General features: G+C 61.5%; 21 protein-coding genes. 11 read left to right on the top strand and 10 right to left on the bottom strand.

What is annotated here, in order from left to right; translation table 11 throughout:
* Positions 1-456: 456 nt before the first annotated feature.
* Positions 457-990, bottom strand: coding sequence for a cysteine hydrolase family protein (locus Q8X48_RS16740; protein WP_407801192.1), 534 nt, complete (start codon positions 988-990; stop codon positions 457-459).
* Positions 991-1,059: 69 nt separating this feature from the next.
* Positions 1,060-2,787: a gamma-glutamyltransferase gene (gene ggt / locus Q8X48_RS16735; protein ID WP_102699181.1), complete on the bottom strand. Its 1,728-nt coding sequence runs from the start codon at positions 2,785-2,787 to the stop codon at positions 1,060-1,062.
* Positions 2,788-2,923: 136 nt separating this feature from the next.
* Here ggt and Q8X48_RS16730 point away from each other — a divergent pair, with 136 nt between their 5' ends.
* Positions 2,924-3,439: a methylated-DNA--[protein]-cysteine S-methyltransferase gene (locus tag Q8X48_RS16730; RefSeq protein ID WP_407801191.1), complete on the top strand. Its 516-nt coding sequence runs from the start codon at positions 2,924-2,926 to the stop codon at positions 3,437-3,439.
* Between the two features lie 141 nt (positions 3,440-3,580).
* Here Q8X48_RS16730 and Q8X48_RS16725 read toward each other — a convergent pair whose 3' ends face one another.
* Both Q8X48_RS16725 and Q8X48_RS16720 read right to left on the bottom strand, forming a co-directional pair.
* On the bottom strand, positions 3,581-4,171 hold the full coding sequence (locus Q8X48_RS16725) for an NUDIX domain-containing protein (protein ID WP_126046365.1): 591 nt from the start codon (positions 4,169-4,171) through the stop codon (positions 3,581-3,583).
* A 57-nt stretch (positions 4,172-4,228) separates the two neighbouring features.
* Positions 4,229-4,666, bottom strand: a complete 438-nt coding sequence (locus Q8X48_RS16720) for a hemerythrin domain-containing protein (RefSeq protein WP_015094413.1) — start codon at positions 4,664-4,666, stop codon at positions 4,229-4,231.
* A gap of 144 nt (positions 4,667-4,810) precedes the next feature.
* Here Q8X48_RS16720 and Q8X48_RS16715 point away from each other — a divergent pair, with 144 nt between their 5' ends.
* Entirely contained in the window at positions 4,811-5,236 is a 426-nt protein-coding gene (locus Q8X48_RS16715; protein WP_102673988.1) for a GNAT family N-acetyltransferase, read from the top strand.
* A 133-nt stretch (positions 5,237-5,369) separates the two neighbouring features.
* On the opposite strand, the gene Q8X48_RS16710 is transcribed toward Q8X48_RS16715, so the two are convergent.
* Positions 5,370-5,720: a hypothetical protein gene (locus Q8X48_RS16710; protein WP_015094411.1), complete on the bottom strand. Its 351-nt coding sequence runs from the start codon at positions 5,718-5,720 to the stop codon at positions 5,370-5,372.
* A gap of 148 nt (positions 5,721-5,868) precedes the next feature.
* Here Q8X48_RS16710 and Q8X48_RS16705 point away from each other — a divergent pair, with 148 nt between their 5' ends.
* From Q8X48_RS16705 to Q8X48_RS16665, 9 genes are all read left to right on the top strand, one after another.
* Positions 5,869-6,117, top strand: a complete 249-nt coding sequence (locus tag Q8X48_RS16705) for a hypothetical protein (protein WP_008015571.1) — start codon at positions 5,869-5,871, stop codon at positions 6,115-6,117.
* Positions 6,118-6,137: 20 nt separating this feature from the next.
* The gene (locus Q8X48_RS16700) at positions 6,138-6,467 is read left to right on the top strand and encodes a DUF6388 family protein (protein ID WP_407801190.1); all 330 of its coding nucleotides are present in this window, start codon (positions 6,138-6,140) and stop codon (positions 6,465-6,467) included.
* Positions 6,468-6,492: 25 nt separating this feature from the next.
* The gene (locus tag Q8X48_RS16695; protein WP_407801189.1) at positions 6,493-7,197 is read left to right on the top strand and encodes a YoaK family protein; all 705 of its coding nucleotides are present in this window, start codon (positions 6,493-6,495) and stop codon (positions 7,195-7,197) included.
* A gap of 198 nt (positions 7,198-7,395) precedes the next feature.
* Positions 7,396-7,788: a sulfurtransferase complex subunit TusD gene (gene tusD / locus Q8X48_RS16690; protein ID WP_407801188.1), complete on the top strand. Its 393-nt coding sequence runs from the start codon at positions 7,396-7,398 to the stop codon at positions 7,786-7,788.
* A 1-nt stretch (position 7,789) separates the two neighbouring features.
* Positions 7,790-8,152, top strand: a complete 363-nt coding sequence (tusC, locus tag Q8X48_RS16685) for a sulfurtransferase complex subunit TusC (protein WP_407801187.1) — start codon at positions 7,790-7,792, stop codon at positions 8,150-8,152.
* Positions 8,152-8,445 (top strand): sulfurtransferase complex subunit TusB, encoded by a 294-nt coding sequence (gene tusB / locus Q8X48_RS16680; protein ID WP_015094406.1) that lies wholly within the window; start codon positions 8,152-8,154, stop codon positions 8,443-8,445. Before tusC ends, tusB begins: the two co-directional genes overlap by 1 nt.
* Positions 8,442-8,777 (top strand): TusE/DsrC/DsvC family sulfur relay protein, encoded by a 336-nt coding sequence (locus Q8X48_RS16675; protein ID WP_015094405.1) that lies wholly within the window; start codon positions 8,442-8,444, stop codon positions 8,775-8,777. The genes tusB and Q8X48_RS16675 overlap by 4 nt, the downstream gene beginning before the upstream one ends.
* Positions 8,774-9,775 carry a glycosyl transferase family protein gene (locus Q8X48_RS16670; protein WP_407801186.1) on the top strand — a complete coding sequence of 334 codons (1,002 nt, stop codon included), beginning with the start codon at positions 8,774-8,776 and terminating at the stop codon, positions 9,773-9,775. Before Q8X48_RS16675 ends, Q8X48_RS16670 begins: the two co-directional genes overlap by 4 nt.
* 91 nt (positions 9,776-9,866) lie before the next feature.
* The gene (locus Q8X48_RS16665; RefSeq protein WP_407801185.1) at positions 9,867-10,868 is read left to right on the top strand and encodes a glutathione S-transferase family protein; all 1,002 of its coding nucleotides are present in this window, start codon (positions 9,867-9,869) and stop codon (positions 10,866-10,868) included.
* A gap of 121 nt (positions 10,869-10,989) precedes the next feature.
* On the opposite strand, the gene cysG is transcribed toward Q8X48_RS16665, so the two are convergent.
* From cysG to lolA, 5 genes are all read right to left on the bottom strand, one after another.
* The gene (cysG, locus tag Q8X48_RS16660) at positions 10,990-12,378 is read right to left on the bottom strand and encodes a siroheme synthase CysG (RefSeq protein ID WP_407801184.1); all 1,389 of its coding nucleotides are present in this window, start codon (positions 12,376-12,378) and stop codon (positions 10,990-10,992) included.
* On the bottom strand, positions 12,379-13,659 hold the full coding sequence (serS, locus tag Q8X48_RS16655; RefSeq protein WP_407801183.1) for a serine--tRNA ligase: 1,281 nt from the start codon (positions 13,657-13,659) through the stop codon (positions 12,379-12,381).
* Between the two features lie 16 nt (positions 13,660-13,675).
* Positions 13,676-14,050 carry a fluoride efflux transporter CrcB gene (gene crcB / locus Q8X48_RS16650; RefSeq protein WP_008049383.1) on the bottom strand — a complete coding sequence of 125 codons (375 nt, stop codon included), beginning with the start codon at positions 14,048-14,050 and terminating at the stop codon, positions 13,676-13,678.
* Positions 14,050-15,372 carry a replication-associated recombination protein A gene (locus Q8X48_RS16645; RefSeq protein WP_407801182.1) on the bottom strand — a complete coding sequence of 441 codons (1,323 nt, stop codon included), beginning with the start codon at positions 15,370-15,372 and terminating at the stop codon, positions 14,050-14,052. The genes crcB and Q8X48_RS16645 overlap by 1 nt, the downstream gene beginning before the upstream one ends.
* A gap of 214 nt (positions 15,373-15,586) precedes the next feature.
* A complete protein-coding gene (gene lolA / locus Q8X48_RS16640) occupies positions 15,587-16,210 on the bottom strand; it encodes an outer membrane lipoprotein chaperone LolA (protein WP_095966491.1) in 624 nt (207 codons plus the stop codon).
* Between the last annotated feature and the right edge of the window lie 57 nt (positions 16,211-16,267).

The following is a 16,267-nucleotide window of genomic DNA, read 5'->3' as shown; positions in this document are numbered from 1 at the left end:
ACATCAACGCTGGCTGTAATGGCGCCTTCGCGAGCAGGCTCGCTCCCACAGGGTTAGTGGGTGTACGCAACATCTGCGAGCAACCGGGATTACTGTGGGAGCCTGCTCGCGAAGGCGGTGGGTCAGCTGACATCAACGCTGGCTGTAATGGCGCCTTCGCGAGCAGGCTCGCTCCCACAGGGTTAGTGGGTGTACGCAACATCTGCGAGCAACCGGGATTACTGTGGGAGCCTGCTCGCGAAGGCGGTGGGTCAGCCAGCATCAATGTTGAATGTGCCGGCCTCATCGCGGGCAGCCCGCTCCCACAGGGTTAGTGGGTGTACGCATCATCTGCGGGCAACCGGGATTACTGTGGGAGCGAGCCTGCTCGCGAAGGCGGTGGGTCAGCCAGCATCTATGTTGAATGTGCTGGCCTCATCGCGGGCAAGCCCGCTCCCACAGGGGGATGCGGTGGTTTCAGAAATGGATGTCCTTGGCCGGGACCACATCGATCCGCGCCACGGAACCGGTCAGCTTTGCAAGGTCCTTGTTGTGTTCGGCGATGATGTCTTCGGCGGTCTGGTTGCCGTTGTCGACGGTGGAATGTGCGTCGCCCGCCAGCACCACGTCGTAGCCCAGTGTCAGGGCCTGGCGCACGGTGGTATTGATGCAGTAATCGGTTTGCAAACCACAGATGACCAGGCGTTCGAAGTCTTGCACCGGCAACAGTTTTTGCAGGTGGGTCTTGTAGAACGAATCCGGGGTGGTCTTGCGCACGCGATGATCCGTGGGCGAGGTTTGCAGCCCTGCGGCCAGTTGCCAGCCGGGAACATCATGCGCCAGCGGGCTGCCCGCTTCCTCGTGCTGGATCAGCACCACGGGAATTTCGGCCTTGCGGGCCCGGGCCGAGAGATCGTTGATCGTATCGATGACTCGTCCAATCTCGAAGCACTCGTACTCACCGGAACACAAAGCCTGCTGGACGTCGATGATTAACAACGCAGTGGTCATGATTTCCTTCCTTGAACGGTCGATGGTTCAGGGGACGAACATATGCCCGTCCCCCTCCGGACACAACCCTCAGTAACCCAGCGACAACCCGGTGTTACGCCGTGGGTCGTTCGCCCCGTAGAAACGGTTCTTGCCCACTGGCTTGCCACCCAGGGACGGCGCGCCGACCAGGATCGCCGCCAGGTGGTTGGCGTCCTGTGGACCGGCAAACTTGTGCCCCCAGCTTTCGAGGATCTTCACTGTGTCCGGGCTGGTGGTGAAGGCTTCCAGGTTGGTCTCCTCCGGCAGCCACTGCTGGTGGAAACGCGGTGCATCCACCGCTTCCTGGATGTTCATGCCGTAGTCGATCACGTTGAGCATGGTCAGCAAGGTCGCGGTGATGATGCGGCTGCCACCCGGAGTGCCGACCACCATCACCACTTTGCCGTCCTTGGTGACGATGGTCGGGCTCATGGACGACAGCGGCGCCTTGCCGGGTGCGATGGCGTTGGCCTCGCCCTGCACCAGGCCGTACATGTTCGGCACGCCGATTTTCGAGGTGAAGTCGTCCATTTCATCGTTGAGGATGACCCCGGTCTTGCTCGCCATCACGCCCGCGCCGAACCAGTCGTTGAGGGTGTAGGTCACCGACACCGCGTTGCCCCATTTGTCGACGATGGAGTAATGCGTGGTGTTGTTGCCTTCATGGGGCGCTACGCCGGGCTTGAGCTCACTCGATACCGCAGCTTTTTGTGGTTTGATCGCTTCGCGCAGCTTGGTCGCATAGTTTTTATCCAGCAGGTGGGCAATCGGGTTCTTCACGAAATCCGGATCGCCCAGGTAGCTGTTGCGGTCCACATAGGCGTGGCGCATGGCTTCGATCTGATAGTGCATGCCCTGGGCCGAGTGATAGCCCAGATCCTTCATCGGATAGCCTTCGAGGATGTTCATGATCTCGCAGATCACCACGCCGCCGGAGCTCGGTGGCGGTGCCGAGACCACGTGGTAGCCACGGTAGTCGCACTCGATGGGCGCCAGTTCGCGGGTCTTGTATTTGTCGAGGTCGGCCTGGGTGATGATGCCCTTGTTGGCCTGGCTGGAGGTGACGATGGCGTCGGCCACCCAGCCCTTATAGAAACCGTCGGCGCCTTTCTCGGAGATTTCCCGCAGGGTTTTGCTCAGGTCCTTTTGCACCAGCTTCTGGCCGACCTGCATCGGCTCGCCGTTGCTGAGGAAGATCGAGCCGGAATCCTTGATGTCCTTCTTGAACATGTCGGTGGCGTAGTCCAGCAGATCGACGTCGCCTTGCTCCAGTACGAAACCGTCTTCGGCCAGCTTGATGGCCGGGGCGATGATTTCCTTGCGCGGCTTGGTGCCGTACTTGGACAACGCCAGTTCCATGCCCGAAACGGTGCCCGGTACACCCACGGCCAGGTGGCCACGGGTACTCAGATCGGGAACGACGTTGCCGTCCTTGTCCAGGTACATGTTGGCGGTGGCGGCCAGCGGCGCTTTTTCACGGAAGTCTAGGAAGGTCTTGCGCCCATCCGCCAACTGAATGGTCATGAAACCACCGCCGCCGAGGTTGCCTGCCGCGGGGTACACCACCGCCAGCGCATAGCCGACCGCGACCGCTGCATCGACGGCGTTGCCGCCGTTCTTGAGCACATCCACGCCCACATGGCTGGCCAGGTGCTGGGCGGTGACCACCATGCCGTTTTCCCCCGTCGCCGGGGCCACGGAGGCAGCGTGAGCAGTCAGGCAGCTGAGAGCCAATGAGGTCGCAATCAGCGATTTGGCAAAAGGTTCGTACTTCATGAGTCGGTCTCTTCTTGTTATTAACCTGGGGAACGCTTCAAAAGCCGTGAGCAAGTATGGTCGGGATTACGTATTGCGCCTCCTCGTCGACACAGTATCCTTAACGCTTGTTCAGCAATTTCCCGCGAGCCCTGGCATGACCTATACCTGCATCACCGTGGATTCCCCGGTCGGCCAGTTGAAGCTGGTGGCGAACGGTTCGCGACTGGCAGCCATCCTCTGGGAAAACGACAAACCCGGGCGGGTGCGCCTCGGCCCGATGAGCGAGGCGCCGGACAATCCGATCCTGATGCGCACCGCCACGCAGCTGCGCGAATATTTTTCCGGCACCCGCGATCGCTTCGAGCTGGAACTGGACTTTGCCGGCACGCAATTTCAGAAAAAGGTCTGGGCGGCGCTGCTGACCATCCCGTTCGGCGAGACCCGCAGCTACAGCCAGATCGCCGAACAGATCGGCAACCCGGCGGCGGTCAGGGCGGTGGGTGCGGCGAATGGCAAGAACCCGATTTCGATCGTGGCGCCGTGTCATCGGGTGATTGGTGCGTCGGGCAAGCTCACCGGGTTTGCCGGTGGGCTGGAAGCGAAGGAGCTGTTGCTCAAACTTGAAGGTTGCGAGTGGTCAGGCGCGAGCAGGATGGATGATTTGTTTTAACGGAACACACCATCTTTGTGGCGAGGGGGCTTGCCCCCGCTCCAGTGCGCAGCGCTGGCAAAATCTTCGACAGTTCAAGAGTTTTGGGGCTGCTACGCAACCCAGCGCGAGCAAGCTCGCTCGCCACACAAACGGTATGGATCAACCCGTGAAAAGGTTTTTCATCGCCGCATACTGCAACAGCATGATGGTCTTGGCGTCGCAGATCTCGCCACGGTAGAACGCTTCGAGCGCATCGTCGAACGCCCACTCCAGCACTTCCAGTTCTTCGGTTTCCGCCTCCAGCCCGCCACCGTCGCTGACTTTCGACCTGGCGTCGTACTCGGCAATGAAGAAGTGAAGTTTTTCCGTCACCGAACCGGGGCTCATGTACGCCTCGAACACCTTCTGCACATGGTGCACGCGGTAACCCGTCTCCTCCTCCGCTTCATCACGGATGCGGTCTTCAGGCGCCGCGCCTTCCAGCAACCCCGCCGCCACTTCGATCAACAGCCCGTCGTGACCGTTGACGAACACCGGCAGGCGAAATTGCCGGGTCAGTACCACGGTTTTCTTTTCGCGGTTGTACAAGAGAATCGCCGCGCCGTTGCCACGGTCGTAGACCTCTCGCGTCTGGCGTTGCCACTCGCCGTTGTTGCGTTGGTAATCGAAGGTGATTTTCTTCAGCAGGTACCAGTCGTGGGACAACACCTGGGACTCAAGGATGTTGACCCGCTCGGCTGTGTTCGACATGACAACGCGTCCTGTTATTTGTCAGAGAGTGCACATGTTAGGTGAAAACCTGCCTCCTCAAGCAAGCTGCGCCTTGTACTCCTTCTCGTATTGCCCGGCCAACGACTCTTTCTGTTTGTCGTCGAGCAGCTTGCCGGCCATCTGGAAGAACTTCTGCTCTTCTTCCTCGAGATGGTGATGCACCTTCTCCGAGAGCTTCTTCGCGGTCACCAGCCAGGCCGGGCTGGACATTTCGGTGTCATCGAGCGCCTCCATCATTTCGTCCATTTCGTGATGTTCGGCGATGCCATGACGGCTGAGGTCGACCCCGTTGTCGAACTTCATCAGCGGAATGTAGAAATGCCGCTCTTCGGCCGTGGCGTGAGCCTGCAATTCTGACTTGAGTTGCTTGTACGCCTCGACCCGCTCAGGCGTATCGCCGCTGGTATGGATCAGCGCCTTGGCATAGGTCCGTTGGCGTTCGTGGCTTTCGCGCAAGGCTTCAAAAATGTTCACGGGGCGTTGTCCTCTTCAGCGGCGTCAGGAGTGACGCGTCTTAAGGAATGACAGCTGTGCGTTGGCGACGGTTCAACTTTCCCGGGATGGAACAATCACAGCAACCGGGATAGGCTGCGGCTTCACTGCCATAAGGATATAGCCATGAACCTGCGTATCGAACGCAAGCACAACCCCAGCACCGAAGAGCGCGAGGCGATCCTCGTGCCGTTGCGCGCCTACAACGCCTCGAAGTCTGCAAGCCCGCCACCGGAACATATCGCATTGCTGATACGCGACGACAACGACGAAATCGTCGGCGGCGTTTACGCCCGGTTGTTTTATCAGTGGTTGTTCATAGACTTGCTGGCGGTGCCGGAACAGGCCCGGGGACAAGGCATGGGCACCAGGTTGATGCAGATGGCCGAAGACCTTGCGCGCGAAAAGGAATGCGTCGGTCTGTGGCTGGAAACCTTCGAATTCCAGGCGCCGGAGTTCTACAAGAAATGCGGCTACAGCGAGATCGGGCACATTGCCGATTACCCGCCGGGGCACAAGCACTTCTTCTTCCAGAAGCGCCTGAGCTATTGATCCATACCGCCCCCCCCTGTAGGAGCGAGCTTGCTCGCGAAAAAAACCGGAACACCGCGGGGTGTCAGGCACCCAGCGTTTTCGTTGTCGACCATCGCGAGCAAGCTCGCTCCTACAGGGGTACAGCGTCAAATCAAAGGCAAGTCGCCAACGCCGCCAACCGGCGCTTGGCCACGAAGTCATCCTTCTGTGCGTAGTAGCTCAACACCGTGCCCGAGGCATCGGTGGTCACGTCGACGAAGGACTCCGCCGAACGGGTATAAACGGTCGTGCCGCCCTTCTCGCCAGGCTCCAGATAGGCGGCAGCATCAACGCCGAACACAGCCTCGTCCTGCCAGGAAAACTGCACGCACTGGGCGACGTCCTTTCCCGGTTTTTCCGAGTTCAGGGTTTTGTACGGGGCCTTGGTGCGGGCGTCGTTCATCGCCGAGCTGGCGCATCCGGCCAGCAAGGTCACGGCCAGCGCCACCATCAGAATTCGCATTGCATTCACTCATCGGGAAAAAGCGGACTTTATCACCCCGGCAGCCCGTATCGTTCTGCTTTACTGCATTTATACCGCGACAGCGCACAACGATTCGCGCACCCTGTCGCGCCAATATCGCCCCATCGCAGCCCTGACTGGAAATCTGATGACACCTAATGCCGAGTTCTACAAACCGAGCACTGAATATGCCGACAAGCTGATCAGCCAGATCGGGCAGACGCCGTCCTGGATCGCCAAGCGAATCGGCGTCACCGACAAGCGGATTCGCTACATCCTCGACGGCGAAAGAACCGTCAAAGGCGAAACCACGCCGATCCAGATGACCTACACCGAACAGTTTGCCCTCGAATGCCTGGCAGCAGCAGCCAAGGCCAGCAAGAAGCAATCCTCGTAATCCGTTCTCAAGGAGCGACCATGGCGGCAACCGAACTGCAGCATGAGCAAGCACTCAAGAGGTTTCTCGATGCACGCCCCGAGTTGCGCGAAGAACTCGACCACCTCAACCCGCTGCTGGCTCAGGCCAAGGGTGAAACGGCGGCACAGTATCGCGAGGAACGGCTGCACGAAGCGTTTGAAGCTGAAGCAGAACGCCAGCAGTTGTTCGCTTGGGAACTGACGTTGCAGTTAACCGCCGTCACCCCCCGGGACTACGAAGCGCAGCGCCTGGAAGTGCACCGGGAAGTCGCGGAAATGGCCGGTATGGACTGGCTTGAGTATTGCGAGTTGAATGGGATAAAACCCTAAGCACTGTTCAAGGATGCCGTCGCCAATGCTGCCCAACACCGCCAGGACCCACGCCAGCCCCGGTCACTTGCACACGCAGAAATGGCGCGGGCGCATAGGCCTGAGCCTGGTGGCCATGCTCTCGGTACTCGCTGGCATGACCGACGCCATCGGCTTCATGGCCAGCGGCGACTTCGTCTCGTTCATGAGCGGCAACACCACCCGGATGGCTGTCGCCATCAGCGCTGGCGACCTTGGCTTGACCCTGCGCCTGGTGATACTCGTCGCCACCTTCATCGTCGGCAACGCCCTGGGCATTATCGTCAGCCGCCTGGGTGGCCGCCGGGCCCTGCCGCTGCTGTTGTGCATCGCCACCCTGCTGTGCGCCGCCGCAGCCTGGCCTTATGAGGCGCAATTGCCGGCCCTGCTGGCGGCGATCATCGCAATGGGCATGCTCAACGCCGCGGTGGAAGAAGTGAACGGCCTGCCGGTGGGCCTGACTTACGTCACCGGCGCCCTGTCGCGTTTCGGCCGCGGACTGGGCCGCTATATGCTCGGCGAGCGCCGTAACGGCTGGCGCGTGCAACTGATTCCCTGGACCGGCATGTTCGCCGGCGCGGTACTCGGTGCCGTGCTGGAACATCACCTGGGGCTCAAGGCGTTGTTTGCCAGTGGCCTGCTGGCTGCGGCGCTCGGGGTATTGTCGTTGAAGATCCCGCGGCGCTGGCAGTTGGGGTACATGCCGCGTTGAGTTTTGTGTTGTCTGTGCGGGCCTCTTCGCGGGCAAGCCCGCTCCCACAGGTTTTGTGGTCATACCGCAATCGTTGGCATGGCATAGATCACTGTGGGAGCGGGCTTGCCCGCGAAGAGGCCCGTACAGACAACATCACTTTGGCCGCCCCGCCGATAAAGCTTTATCATGGCCGCAGTTTCGCTGATCGAGTCTGTCATGAAGTTCGCCATCGCCGTGTTTTCCGCCGCCCACGCGCCCTCCTCGCGCCGCGCCCTGCTGTTCGCCCAAGCGGCGCTGGCCGGCGGGCATGAGATCGTCCGGCTGTTTTTCTATCAGGACGGTGTCTACAACGCGTCCGCCAGCGTGGTCACGCCCCAGGATGAAGCGGACTTGCCCAAGCAATGGCGCGCCTTTGTCAGCGACCATCAACTCGACGGCGTGGTGTGCATCGCCGCCGCCCTGCGTCGTGGTGTCTTGAATGAAGAAGAAGCCCGGCGCTATCAGCGTGAGGCTGTTACCGTCGGTGCGCCGTGGGAATTGTCCGGCCTCGGCCAATTGCATGACGCGGCTCAGGATGCCGACCGCCTGATCTGTTTCGGAGGCGCATGACATGGCCAAATCCACATTGATCATCAGCCGCCAGTCGCCATGGTCCGGCCCGGGCGCGCGGGAAGCGCTGGATATCGTGCTGGCCGGCGGGGCCTTCGATCTGCCGATTGGCCTGTTGTTTCTCGATGACGGCGTGTTCCAGCTCGCCGCCAGCCAGAACGCCAGGGCCTTGCAACAAAAAGACCTGAGCGCCAACCTGCAAGCCCTGCCGATGTTCGGTGTCGAGGAACTGTTCGCCTGTGGCGACAGCATCGCCCGGCGCGGCCTCGACCCGAGCGGCCTGGCGCTGGAAGAAGCCCGGGTGTTGGCCGCCCACGAAATCACCGCCCTCATTGATCGTTACGACCAGGTGATCACCCTCTGATGTCGACTTTACATGTGTTGTCTCACTCCCCGTTCGCTGACGAACGCCTGACCAGTTGCCTGCGCGTGATCGGTGCCAACGACGGCTTGCTGCTGTCCGGCGATGCCGCCTATGCGTTGCAACCAGGCACTGTACCGTTCACGGCACTCAGCACCCGTGGCCTGAAGCTGTTCGTCCTGACCGAAGATGCCCAGGCCCGTGCGCTGGTGGTTCCGGACTGGGCCCGGGCCATCGATTACCCGGCCTTCGTCGAACTGTCGATTCACTATGACAAGGTCAACAGTTGGCTATGAATGCATTGACGGTCGGCGCCCGCGCCATCGAGCTGGACAAGGACGGCTTCCTGGTCGAACTCAATGACTGGTCTGCCGATGTGGCCAGCGCCCTGGCGGCTGCCGAAGACATCGAGTTGACGCCCGAGCACTGGGAAGTCCTCGAACTGCTGCGCAGTTTCTACGCCGAGTTCCAGTTGTCACCGGCCACCCGCCCGTTGATCAAGTACACCGCATTGAAACTCGGCCCGGAAAAAGGCAACAGCCTGCACCTGAACCGACTGTTCAAAGGCACCCCCGCCAAACTCGCCGCGAAGCTGGCGGGCCTGCCCAAACCGACGAATTGCTTATGACCGATTACCCAGCACTGACCCTCGAAACGCCCGCCGAGCACCCGTTCGCCCAATTCGTGCGGATCCTTGGCAAAGGCAAGCGCGGCGCCCGTGACTTGACCCGGGTCGAGGCCCGCGAGGCCATGGGCATGGTGCTCGATGAAAAGATCGAGCAAACCCAGCTCGGCGCATTCCTGATGCTGTTGCGGCACAAGGAAGAAAGCGCCGAGGAAATGGCCGGGTTCACCGAAGCCTTGCGCGAACGCCTGAACCCTCCGGCGCTGGCGGTGGACCTGGACTGGCCGACCTACGCCGGCAAGAAACGGCACTTGCCGTGGTACCTGTTGGCGGCCAAGTGCCTGGCGCAAAACGGCGTGCGGATTTTCATGCATGGCGGCGGCGCCCACACGGCCGGTCGCTTGTACAGCGAGCAACTGCTGGGTGAGTTGAACATCCCGCTGTGCCGCAACTGGCAACAGGTCGGCTCCGCGCTGGATAACGGCGGCCTGGCCTTCATGCCGCTGGTGGACTGGGCACCGCAGCTGCAACGGATGATCGACCTGCGCAACACCCTCGGTCTGCGCTCGCCGATCCACTCGCTGGCGCGGATTCTCAATCCGCTGGGTGCGCGTTGCGGCCTGCAGAGCATTTTCCACCCCGGCTATCAGGCCGTGCATCGCGATGCCAGCGGCTTGCTCGGCGATACCGCGATCGTGATCAAGGGCGATGGCGGCGAGATCGAGATCAACCCGGACGCCGACAGCCATCTGTACGGCACCACTGACGGCGAAAGTTGGGACGAGGAATGGCCGCAGTTGTCGGCGCAGCGTCACGTCAAACCCGCCTCGCTCGATCCCGAGCATTTGAAAGCGGTGTGGCGTGGCGACGTGGTCGACAGTTACCCGCAAATGGCCCTGATCTCGACCATGGCCCTGGCCCTGCGTGGACTCGGCCAGAGCCGCGAACAGGCCTTTGAAACCGCCGAACAATACTGGGCCACGCGCAACAAATCGATTTAACCGATCATTCGCGCCCGATCTTTGCGCTTTTTGTTCGAACCCATGGGAATAGACTCGACTCCAACGATTATTGGCTTCGGGAGTCTTGAACATGGGTTTGTTAGTCGATGGCCGCTGGCAGGACAAGTGGTACGAAAGCAACAAAGACGGCGCGTTCCAGCGTGAGCAGGCGCAGCGTCGCCACTGGCTGACCGCAGACGGCAAGCCGGGACCGACCGGCGTCGGCGGGTTTGCCGCAGAACCCGGTCGCTATCACCTGTACGTGTCCCTGGCCTGTCCGTGGGCCCATCGCACCCTGATCCTGCGCAAACTCAAAGGCCTCGAAAGCCTGATCGACGTTTCGGTGGTCAGTTGGCTGATGCTGGAAAACGGCTGGACCTTCGACAAAGCCTTGGGCTCCACCGGCGACAAGCTCGATCACTTTGACTTCATGCACCAGCGTTACACCGCCGATATCGCCGACTACAGCGGCCGGGTCACCGTGCCGGTGCTGTGGGACAAACAGCAAAAGCGCATCGTCAACAATGAATCATCGGAAATCATCCGCATGTTCAACGCTGCCTTCGATGATCTGACCGGTAACGACCTGGACTTCTACCCGGCTCCGCTGCGCGGTGAGATCGATGCGTTGAACGAGCGGATATATCCGGCAGTGAACAATGGCGTGTACCGCGCCGGGTTTGCCACCTCGCAACAGGCTTATGAACAAGCCTTCGATGAGGTGTTTGCCGAACTGGACCGCCTGGAGCTGCTGCTGGGCGCCAACCGCTATCTGGCTGGCGAATACCTGACCGAAGCGGACATCCGCCTGTTCACCACGCTGATTCGCTTCGATGCGGTGTACTACGGGCACTTCAAGTGCAACCTGCGGCGGATTGCGGATTATCCGAACCTGTCGAACTGGCTGCGGGAGATCTATCAGTGGCCGGGGATTGCCGAGACGGTGGATTTTGAACACATCAAGCACCACTACTATGCCAGCCACCGCACCATCAACCCGACGGGTGTGGTGCCCAAGGGGCCGGCGCAGGACTTTACCGTGGCCCATGATCGGGAGCGGTTGAGTGGGAAAGGGGTTTGGCGCAGAGGTTGAGTAATTCGGTGCTTTTGAAGGCCCCATCGCGAGCAAGCCCACACACAGGGGATTTGTGTCGTTCACGAATCCAATGTGGGAGCGGGCTTGCTCGCGAATGGGGGCAACTCGGTCTTCAGACCTACCCCTGAGCCCCTTCGAACCACGCCAGTTTCTCGCGCAGTTGCACCACTTCACCGACGATCACCAGCGTCGGCGCATGCACTTCATGCTCCGCCACCAATCGTGGCAAGTCGGCCAGGGTTCCGGTGAAGACGCGCTGATTGACCGTGGTGCCCTGCTGGATCAACGCCGCCGGGGTATCAGCGCCGCGACCGTGCTTGATCAACTGCTCGCAGATGATCGGCAAGCCCACCAGGCCCATGTAGAACACCAGCGTCTGCGCCGGCGCGACCAAATCGGCCCACGGCAAATCGGTTGAGCCGTCCTTCAGGTGCCCGGTGACAAAGCGTACCGACTGCGCGTAATCGCGGTGAGTCAGCGGAATCCCGGCATAGGCCGCGCAACCACTGGCCGCGGTGATCCCCGGCACGACCTGGAACGGGATGCCATGGGCCGCCAGTTCTTCGATCTCTTCACCGCCACGACCGAAGATGAACGGATCGCCGCCCTTCAGTCGCACTACACGCTTGCCCTGTTTGGCCAGGTCCACCAATTGCTGGTTGATCTGGTCCTGCGGTACCGCGTGATCGGAACGGCGCTTGCCGACGTAAACCCGCTCGGCGTCGCGACGGCACAGTTCGAGAATCGCCGGCGCCACCAGACGGTCGTACAGCACCACGTCGGCTTGCTGCATCAGGCGCAGTGCCTTGAACGTCAGCAGATCGGGATCACCTGGCCCCGCCCCCACCAGATAGACCTCACCGGTCGCCACTGGAGCTTCGCCATCGATTTTCGCCTGGAGCAAACGCTCGGCTTCAGCGCCCTGCCCGGCCAGTTGCCGATCGGCAACCGGACCCTGGAAAACATCCTCCCAGAATGCCCGACGCTGCTGCACATCCGGAAACAGGCCTTTGACCTGATGGCGAAAACGCGCCGCCAGGCCGGCCAGTTGACCGTAGGTGGAAGGAATCCAGGTTTCGATCTTGGCGCGGATCAAGCGTGCCAGCACCGGCGCATCGCCACCGCTGGACACTGCAATGATCAGCGGCGAGCGGTCGACGATGGCCGGGAAGATCACGCTGCACAGGGCCGGCGCGTCCACCACGTTGACCGGCACGCAACGCCGATGGGCATCGGCGGAGACTTGTGCGTTGAGCGCTTCGTCGTCGGTGGCGGCAATGATCAGCCCGCAACCGTCCAGGTCCGCCTCGGCGTAGCCACGCAACAGGCACTCGCCACCGCTGCCGGCAACCAGTTCGCGCAGTTGCGCTTCGATTTCAGGTGCAACCACCCGCAGCTGCGCACCGGCATCGGCCAGCAGGCGGGATTTGCGCAAGGCAATTTCCCCCCCGCCGACGACCAACACACGACTGCCGCGAAGGTTGTGAAACAGCGGCAGATATTTCATTTAGCCGATGACCTCAAGACCACCCATGTACGGCTTGAGAACCTCGGGCACACGGATCGAACCGTCGGCCTGCTGATAGTTCTCCAGCACCGCCACCAGGGTGCGACCCACTGCCAGGCCGGAGCCGTTCAGGGTGTGTACCAGTTCCGGCTTGCCGGTTTCCGGGTTGCGGAAGCGCGCCTGCATGCGGCGGGCCTGGAAGTCGCCACAGTTGGAGCACGACGAGATTTCGCGGTACTTGTCCTGGCTCGGGATCCACACTTCCAGGTCGTAGGTCTTGACCGCGCTGAAGCCCATGTCGCCGGTGCACAGCGCCAGGGTGCGGTAAGGCAGTTCCAGCAGTTGCAGGACTTTCTCGGCGTTGGCGGTCAGGCCTTCCAGCGCTTCCATCGACTTCGACGGCTCGACGATCTGCACCATTTCAACCTTGTCGAACTGGTGCTGACGGATCATACCGCGGGTATCACGACCCGATGCGCCGGCTTCACTGCGGAAGCACGGCGTGTGGGCGACGAACTTGATCGGCAGCAGTTTCGAATCGACGATTTCGCCGGCGACGATGTTGGTCAGCGACACTTCGGCGGTCGGGATCAGGTACAGGTCGGCCTCGCCTTCGCGGGCGATCTTGAACAGGTCTTCTTCGAACTTCGGCAGCTGACCGGTGCCTTGCAGCGCCGGGGCCTGGACCAGGTAAGGCGTGTAGGCCTCTTCGTAGCCGTGCTCGGTGACGTGCAGGTTGATCATGAACTGCGCCAGGGCGCGATGCAGACGGGCGATCGGGCCACGCAGCAAGGCGAAACGCGCGCCGGACAGCTTGGCGGCGGTTTCGAAGTCCAGCCAGCCGAACGTCTCACCCAGGGCAACGTGGTCCTGAACCGGGAAATCGAAGGCAGTCGGGGTGCCCCAACGGCGCACTTCGACGTTGCCGTCTTCGTCTTCGCCAACCGGCACGGATTCGTGCGGCAGGTTGGGAATACCCAGCAGGATCGAGTCCAGTTCGGTCTGGATCGCGTCCAGTTCGACTTTACCGGCACTCAATTCGCCCGCCATGCGCTCGACGTCCGCCATCAGCGGCGCGATGTCTTCGCCACGCTGCTTGGCCTGACCGATGGATTTGGAGCGCGCGTTACGTTCAGCCTGCAGTGCTTCGGTGCGGGTCTGGACGGTCTTGCGCTGTTCTTCCAGCGCTTCGATGCGCGCAACATCCAGCACGAAGCCACGGGATGCCAGGCGGTCCGCTACGTCCTGAAGGTTGCTACGTAACAGTTTGGAATCGAGCATGTCGGTTTCTCGTTTATCAAAGTTTGGTCAAGGACAGGCCGGCCCAGGTGGCAAGCAGCCCGCCGAATACGCTGAGTGCCGCATAGCCCAGGGCCAGCGGCACTTGCCCGCTTTCCAGCAGGCGCACCGTATCCAGTGAAAAGGATGAAAAAGTCGTCAGCCCCCCGAGGAAGCCGACCATCAACCCGGCGCGCACCTCGATGGGCACCTCCGGGCGTATCAAAAACAGACCGTATAGAACGCCGATCAGCAAACAGCCCACGATATTAACGGCCAGCGTCGCGGTATAGAAGTGCCGCGGCCAATTCGCGTTGATCCAGTTACCCGTGGCAAAGCGCAACAGCGTGCCGGCCATCCCGCCGACGGAAACCGCAACGATCAAGGGAAGCACTATTTTCTCCGCTGCCGGGGGCTTAAACGGTCGAGTTTTGCCAGGTGGTTGAGTTTTTCGCCGATCTTCAACTCCAGGCCACGGGGCACGGGCTGATAGAACGGAATCGGGTCGAGTTCTTCGGGGAAATAGTCTTCCCCGGCGGCATAAGCATCCGGTTCGTCGTGGGCATAGCGGTATTCGTCGCCATAGCCCAATTGTTTCATCAGCTTGGTCGGCGCGTTGCGCAGGTGCAGCGGCACCTCCAGCGAGCCGTGTTCGGCGGCGGCGCGCAATGCGGTCTTGAAGCCCATGTACACCGCGTTGCTTTTTGGCGCGCAGGCCAGATAGGTGATGGCCTGGGCCACCGCCAGTTCGCCTTCGGGGCTGCCGAGACGCTCCTGCACTTCCCAGGCCGCCAGGCACAGGCTCAGGGCGCGCGGGTCGGCGTTGCCGATGTCTTCGCTGGCCATGCGCACCACGCGCCGGGCCAGGTACAACGGGTCGCAACCGCCGTCGATCATGCGCGCGAACCAGTACAGCGCGCCGTCGGGGTTGGAGCCGCGCACCGATTTGTGCAGCGCGGATATCTGGTCGTAGAAGGCTTCGCCACCCTTGTCGAAGCGTCGACGGGTGTCGCCGAGCAGGCTTTGCAGGAGCTCGGTACCGATCTGGCTGTTGTCTTCGGCCAGGTCCGAGGCGTTTTCCAGCAGGTTGAGCAGGCGCCGACCATCGCCGTCCGCGGCCGACAGCAGCATCTGGAAGCCTTCATCGCTGAGGGTCAGGCTGCGCTTGCCCAGGCCCCGCTCTTCGGTCAGCGCGCGCTGCACCAGTTTGCGCAGGGCCGCTTCGTCGAGGCTCTTGAGCACGTAGACGCGGGCGCGGGACAGCAAGGCGTTGTTGAGTTCGAACGAAGGGTTTTCCGTGGTCGCGCCGATGAAAATCAGCGTGCCGTCCTCGACATAAGGCAGGAACGCGTCCTGTTGGGACTTGTTGAAACGATGCACTTCGTCGACGAACAAAATGGTGCGGCGGCCGTACTGCGCGGCCTGCTGCTTGGCGATTTCCACCGCCTGACGGATCTCCTTGACCCCGGCCAGCACCGCCGAGACCGTTTCGAAGTGTGCATCCGAGACTTCCGCGAGCAATCGCGCCAGGGTGGTTTTGCCCACACCCGGCGGCCCCCAGAAAATCATCGAATGCAGGGCACCCTGCTCCAGCGCCTCGCGCAAGGGCTTGCCGCGAGCGAGCACGTGTTCCTGACCGACGTACTCGTCCAGGTTGGCCGCGCGCAGGCGGGCGGCCAGGGGCTGGGCGATGGGGGTGCTGCGAAACAGGTCCATCACGTACGTTTAAAACCTCGTCTTGTTACGTAGCCTTCATGTCTGGCAAAAATCCTGTGGCGAGGGGGCTTGCCCCCGTTGGGCTGCGAAGCGGCCCTAAAACGTGCCACTGCGGTACATCAGGTATACCGAGTGTGATGGTTTTACGACTGCTTCGCAGCCGAACGGGGGCAAGCCCCCTCGCCACACAAGCCCGTTCCCACAGGCTGCGTGGTTATTCCTGGATCACGTCCGCCCCTTTAGGGATGTCGAACTTGAATTTGGACGCCGGGATCGGCTCGTTGGCCTTCACCCCGGTGAACAGGATATTGGTGCGCTGGCCCACGCTGTCGATCAACTGCATGTCGTTGACCAGACCATTGCGGAACGACAGGCGCAGGCTGTCGAACAGGGTGTCCTTGGTCTTCGGCTTCAGGGTGAAGTCGATCACGCCGCCGGCTTCCTTGGCGCTGATGTCGAAGCTCTGGCTGATCTTGGACACGTCACCGGACAGCAGCAAGGCCGGGGTCTGGGTCAGACGCTGGTCGAGGTTCTTGATGGTGGCCTGTTCCAGGTCCGGGTCCCACAGGGTGACCTTCTTGCCATCGGACACCATGGTCTGTTCGGCCGGTGCATCGGTGTGCCAATAGAACAGGCCCGGGCGCTGCAGGGACATGTCGCCGGCGGTTTCCTGCAACTGGGTGCCGGTGCCATCAAGGGTCAGTTGCGAGAAACGCGCAGTCAGGGTCTGGGATTTTTCCAGTAGCTGGGTCAGGCGTGCCACATCCTTGTCATCGGCGTTAGCCTGGAGCGTGGTCAAAGCCAGTACCGGCAGCAACAGCATGCGGATCAGACGCATGGGAGTCCTCATAACATTCGTGGGAGTGCGAGCGGCGCCAAAGGGCGCCACCCTTTC

This window comes from Pseudomonas sp. QLc11A, assembly GCF_052112305.1.
Classification (GTDB): Bacteria; Pseudomonadota; Gammaproteobacteria; order Pseudomonadales; family Pseudomonadaceae; genus Aquipseudomonas; species Aquipseudomonas laurylsulfatiphila.
The sequence above is the reverse complement of the archived record's forward strand: the minus strand, read 5'-3'. Positions and strand labels throughout refer to the sequence as shown.

Excerpts from the sequence above, each read along its gene's own strand:
- Q8X48_RS16740 (WP_407801192.1), bottom strand. The coding sequence starts at position 990 with ATGACCACTGCGTTGTTAATCATCGACGTCCAGCAGGCTTTGTGTTCC.
- ggt (WP_102699181.1), bottom strand. The coding sequence starts at position 2,787 with ATGAAGTACGAACCTTTTGCCAAATCGCTGATTGCGACCTCATTGGCT.
- Q8X48_RS16730 (WP_407801191.1), top strand. The coding sequence starts at position 2,924 with ATGACCTATACCTGCATCACCGTGGATTCCCCGGTCGGCCAGTTGAAG.
- Q8X48_RS16725 (WP_126046365.1), bottom strand. The coding sequence starts at position 4,171 with ATGTCGAACACAGCCGAGCGGGTCAACATCCTTGAGTCCCAGGTGTTG.
- Q8X48_RS16715 (WP_102673988.1), top strand. The coding sequence starts at position 4,811 with ATGAACCTGCGTATCGAACGCAAGCACAACCCCAGCACCGAAGAGCGC.
- Q8X48_RS16710 (WP_015094411.1), bottom strand. The coding sequence starts at position 5,720 with ATGCGAATTCTGATGGTGGCGCTGGCCGTGACCTTGCTGGCCGGATGC.
- Q8X48_RS16705 (WP_008015571.1), top strand. The coding sequence starts at position 5,869 with ATGACACCTAATGCCGAGTTCTACAAACCGAGCACTGAATATGCCGAC.
- Q8X48_RS16700 (WP_407801190.1), top strand. The coding sequence starts at position 6,138 with ATGGCGGCAACCGAACTGCAGCATGAGCAAGCACTCAAGAGGTTTCTC.
- Q8X48_RS16695 (WP_407801189.1), top strand. The coding sequence starts at position 6,493 with ATGCTGCCCAACACCGCCAGGACCCACGCCAGCCCCGGTCACTTGCAC.
- tusD (WP_407801188.1), top strand. The coding sequence starts at position 7,396 with ATGAAGTTCGCCATCGCCGTGTTTTCCGCCGCCCACGCGCCCTCCTCG.
- tusC (WP_407801187.1), top strand. The coding sequence starts at position 7,790 with ATGGCCAAATCCACATTGATCATCAGCCGCCAGTCGCCATGGTCCGGC.
- tusB (WP_015094406.1), top strand. The coding sequence starts at position 8,152 with ATGTCGACTTTACATGTGTTGTCTCACTCCCCGTTCGCTGACGAACGC.
- Q8X48_RS16675 (WP_015094405.1), top strand. The coding sequence starts at position 8,442 with ATGAATGCATTGACGGTCGGCGCCCGCGCCATCGAGCTGGACAAGGAC.
- Q8X48_RS16670 (WP_407801186.1), top strand. The coding sequence starts at position 8,774 with ATGACCGATTACCCAGCACTGACCCTCGAAACGCCCGCCGAGCACCCG.
- Q8X48_RS16665 (WP_407801185.1), top strand. The coding sequence starts at position 9,867 with ATGGGTTTGTTAGTCGATGGCCGCTGGCAGGACAAGTGGTACGAAAGC.
- cysG (WP_407801184.1), bottom strand. The coding sequence starts at position 12,378 with ATGAAATATCTGCCGCTGTTTCACAACCTTCGCGGCAGTCGTGTGTTG.
- serS (WP_407801183.1), bottom strand. The coding sequence starts at position 13,659 with ATGCTCGATTCCAAACTGTTACGTAGCAACCTTCAGGACGTAGCGGAC.
- Q8X48_RS16645 (WP_407801182.1), bottom strand. The coding sequence starts at position 15,372 with ATGGACCTGTTTCGCAGCACCCCCATCGCCCAGCCCCTGGCCGCCCGC.
- lolA (WP_095966491.1), bottom strand. The coding sequence starts at position 16,210 with ATGCGTCTGATCCGCATGCTGTTGCTGCCGGTACTGGCTTTGACCACG.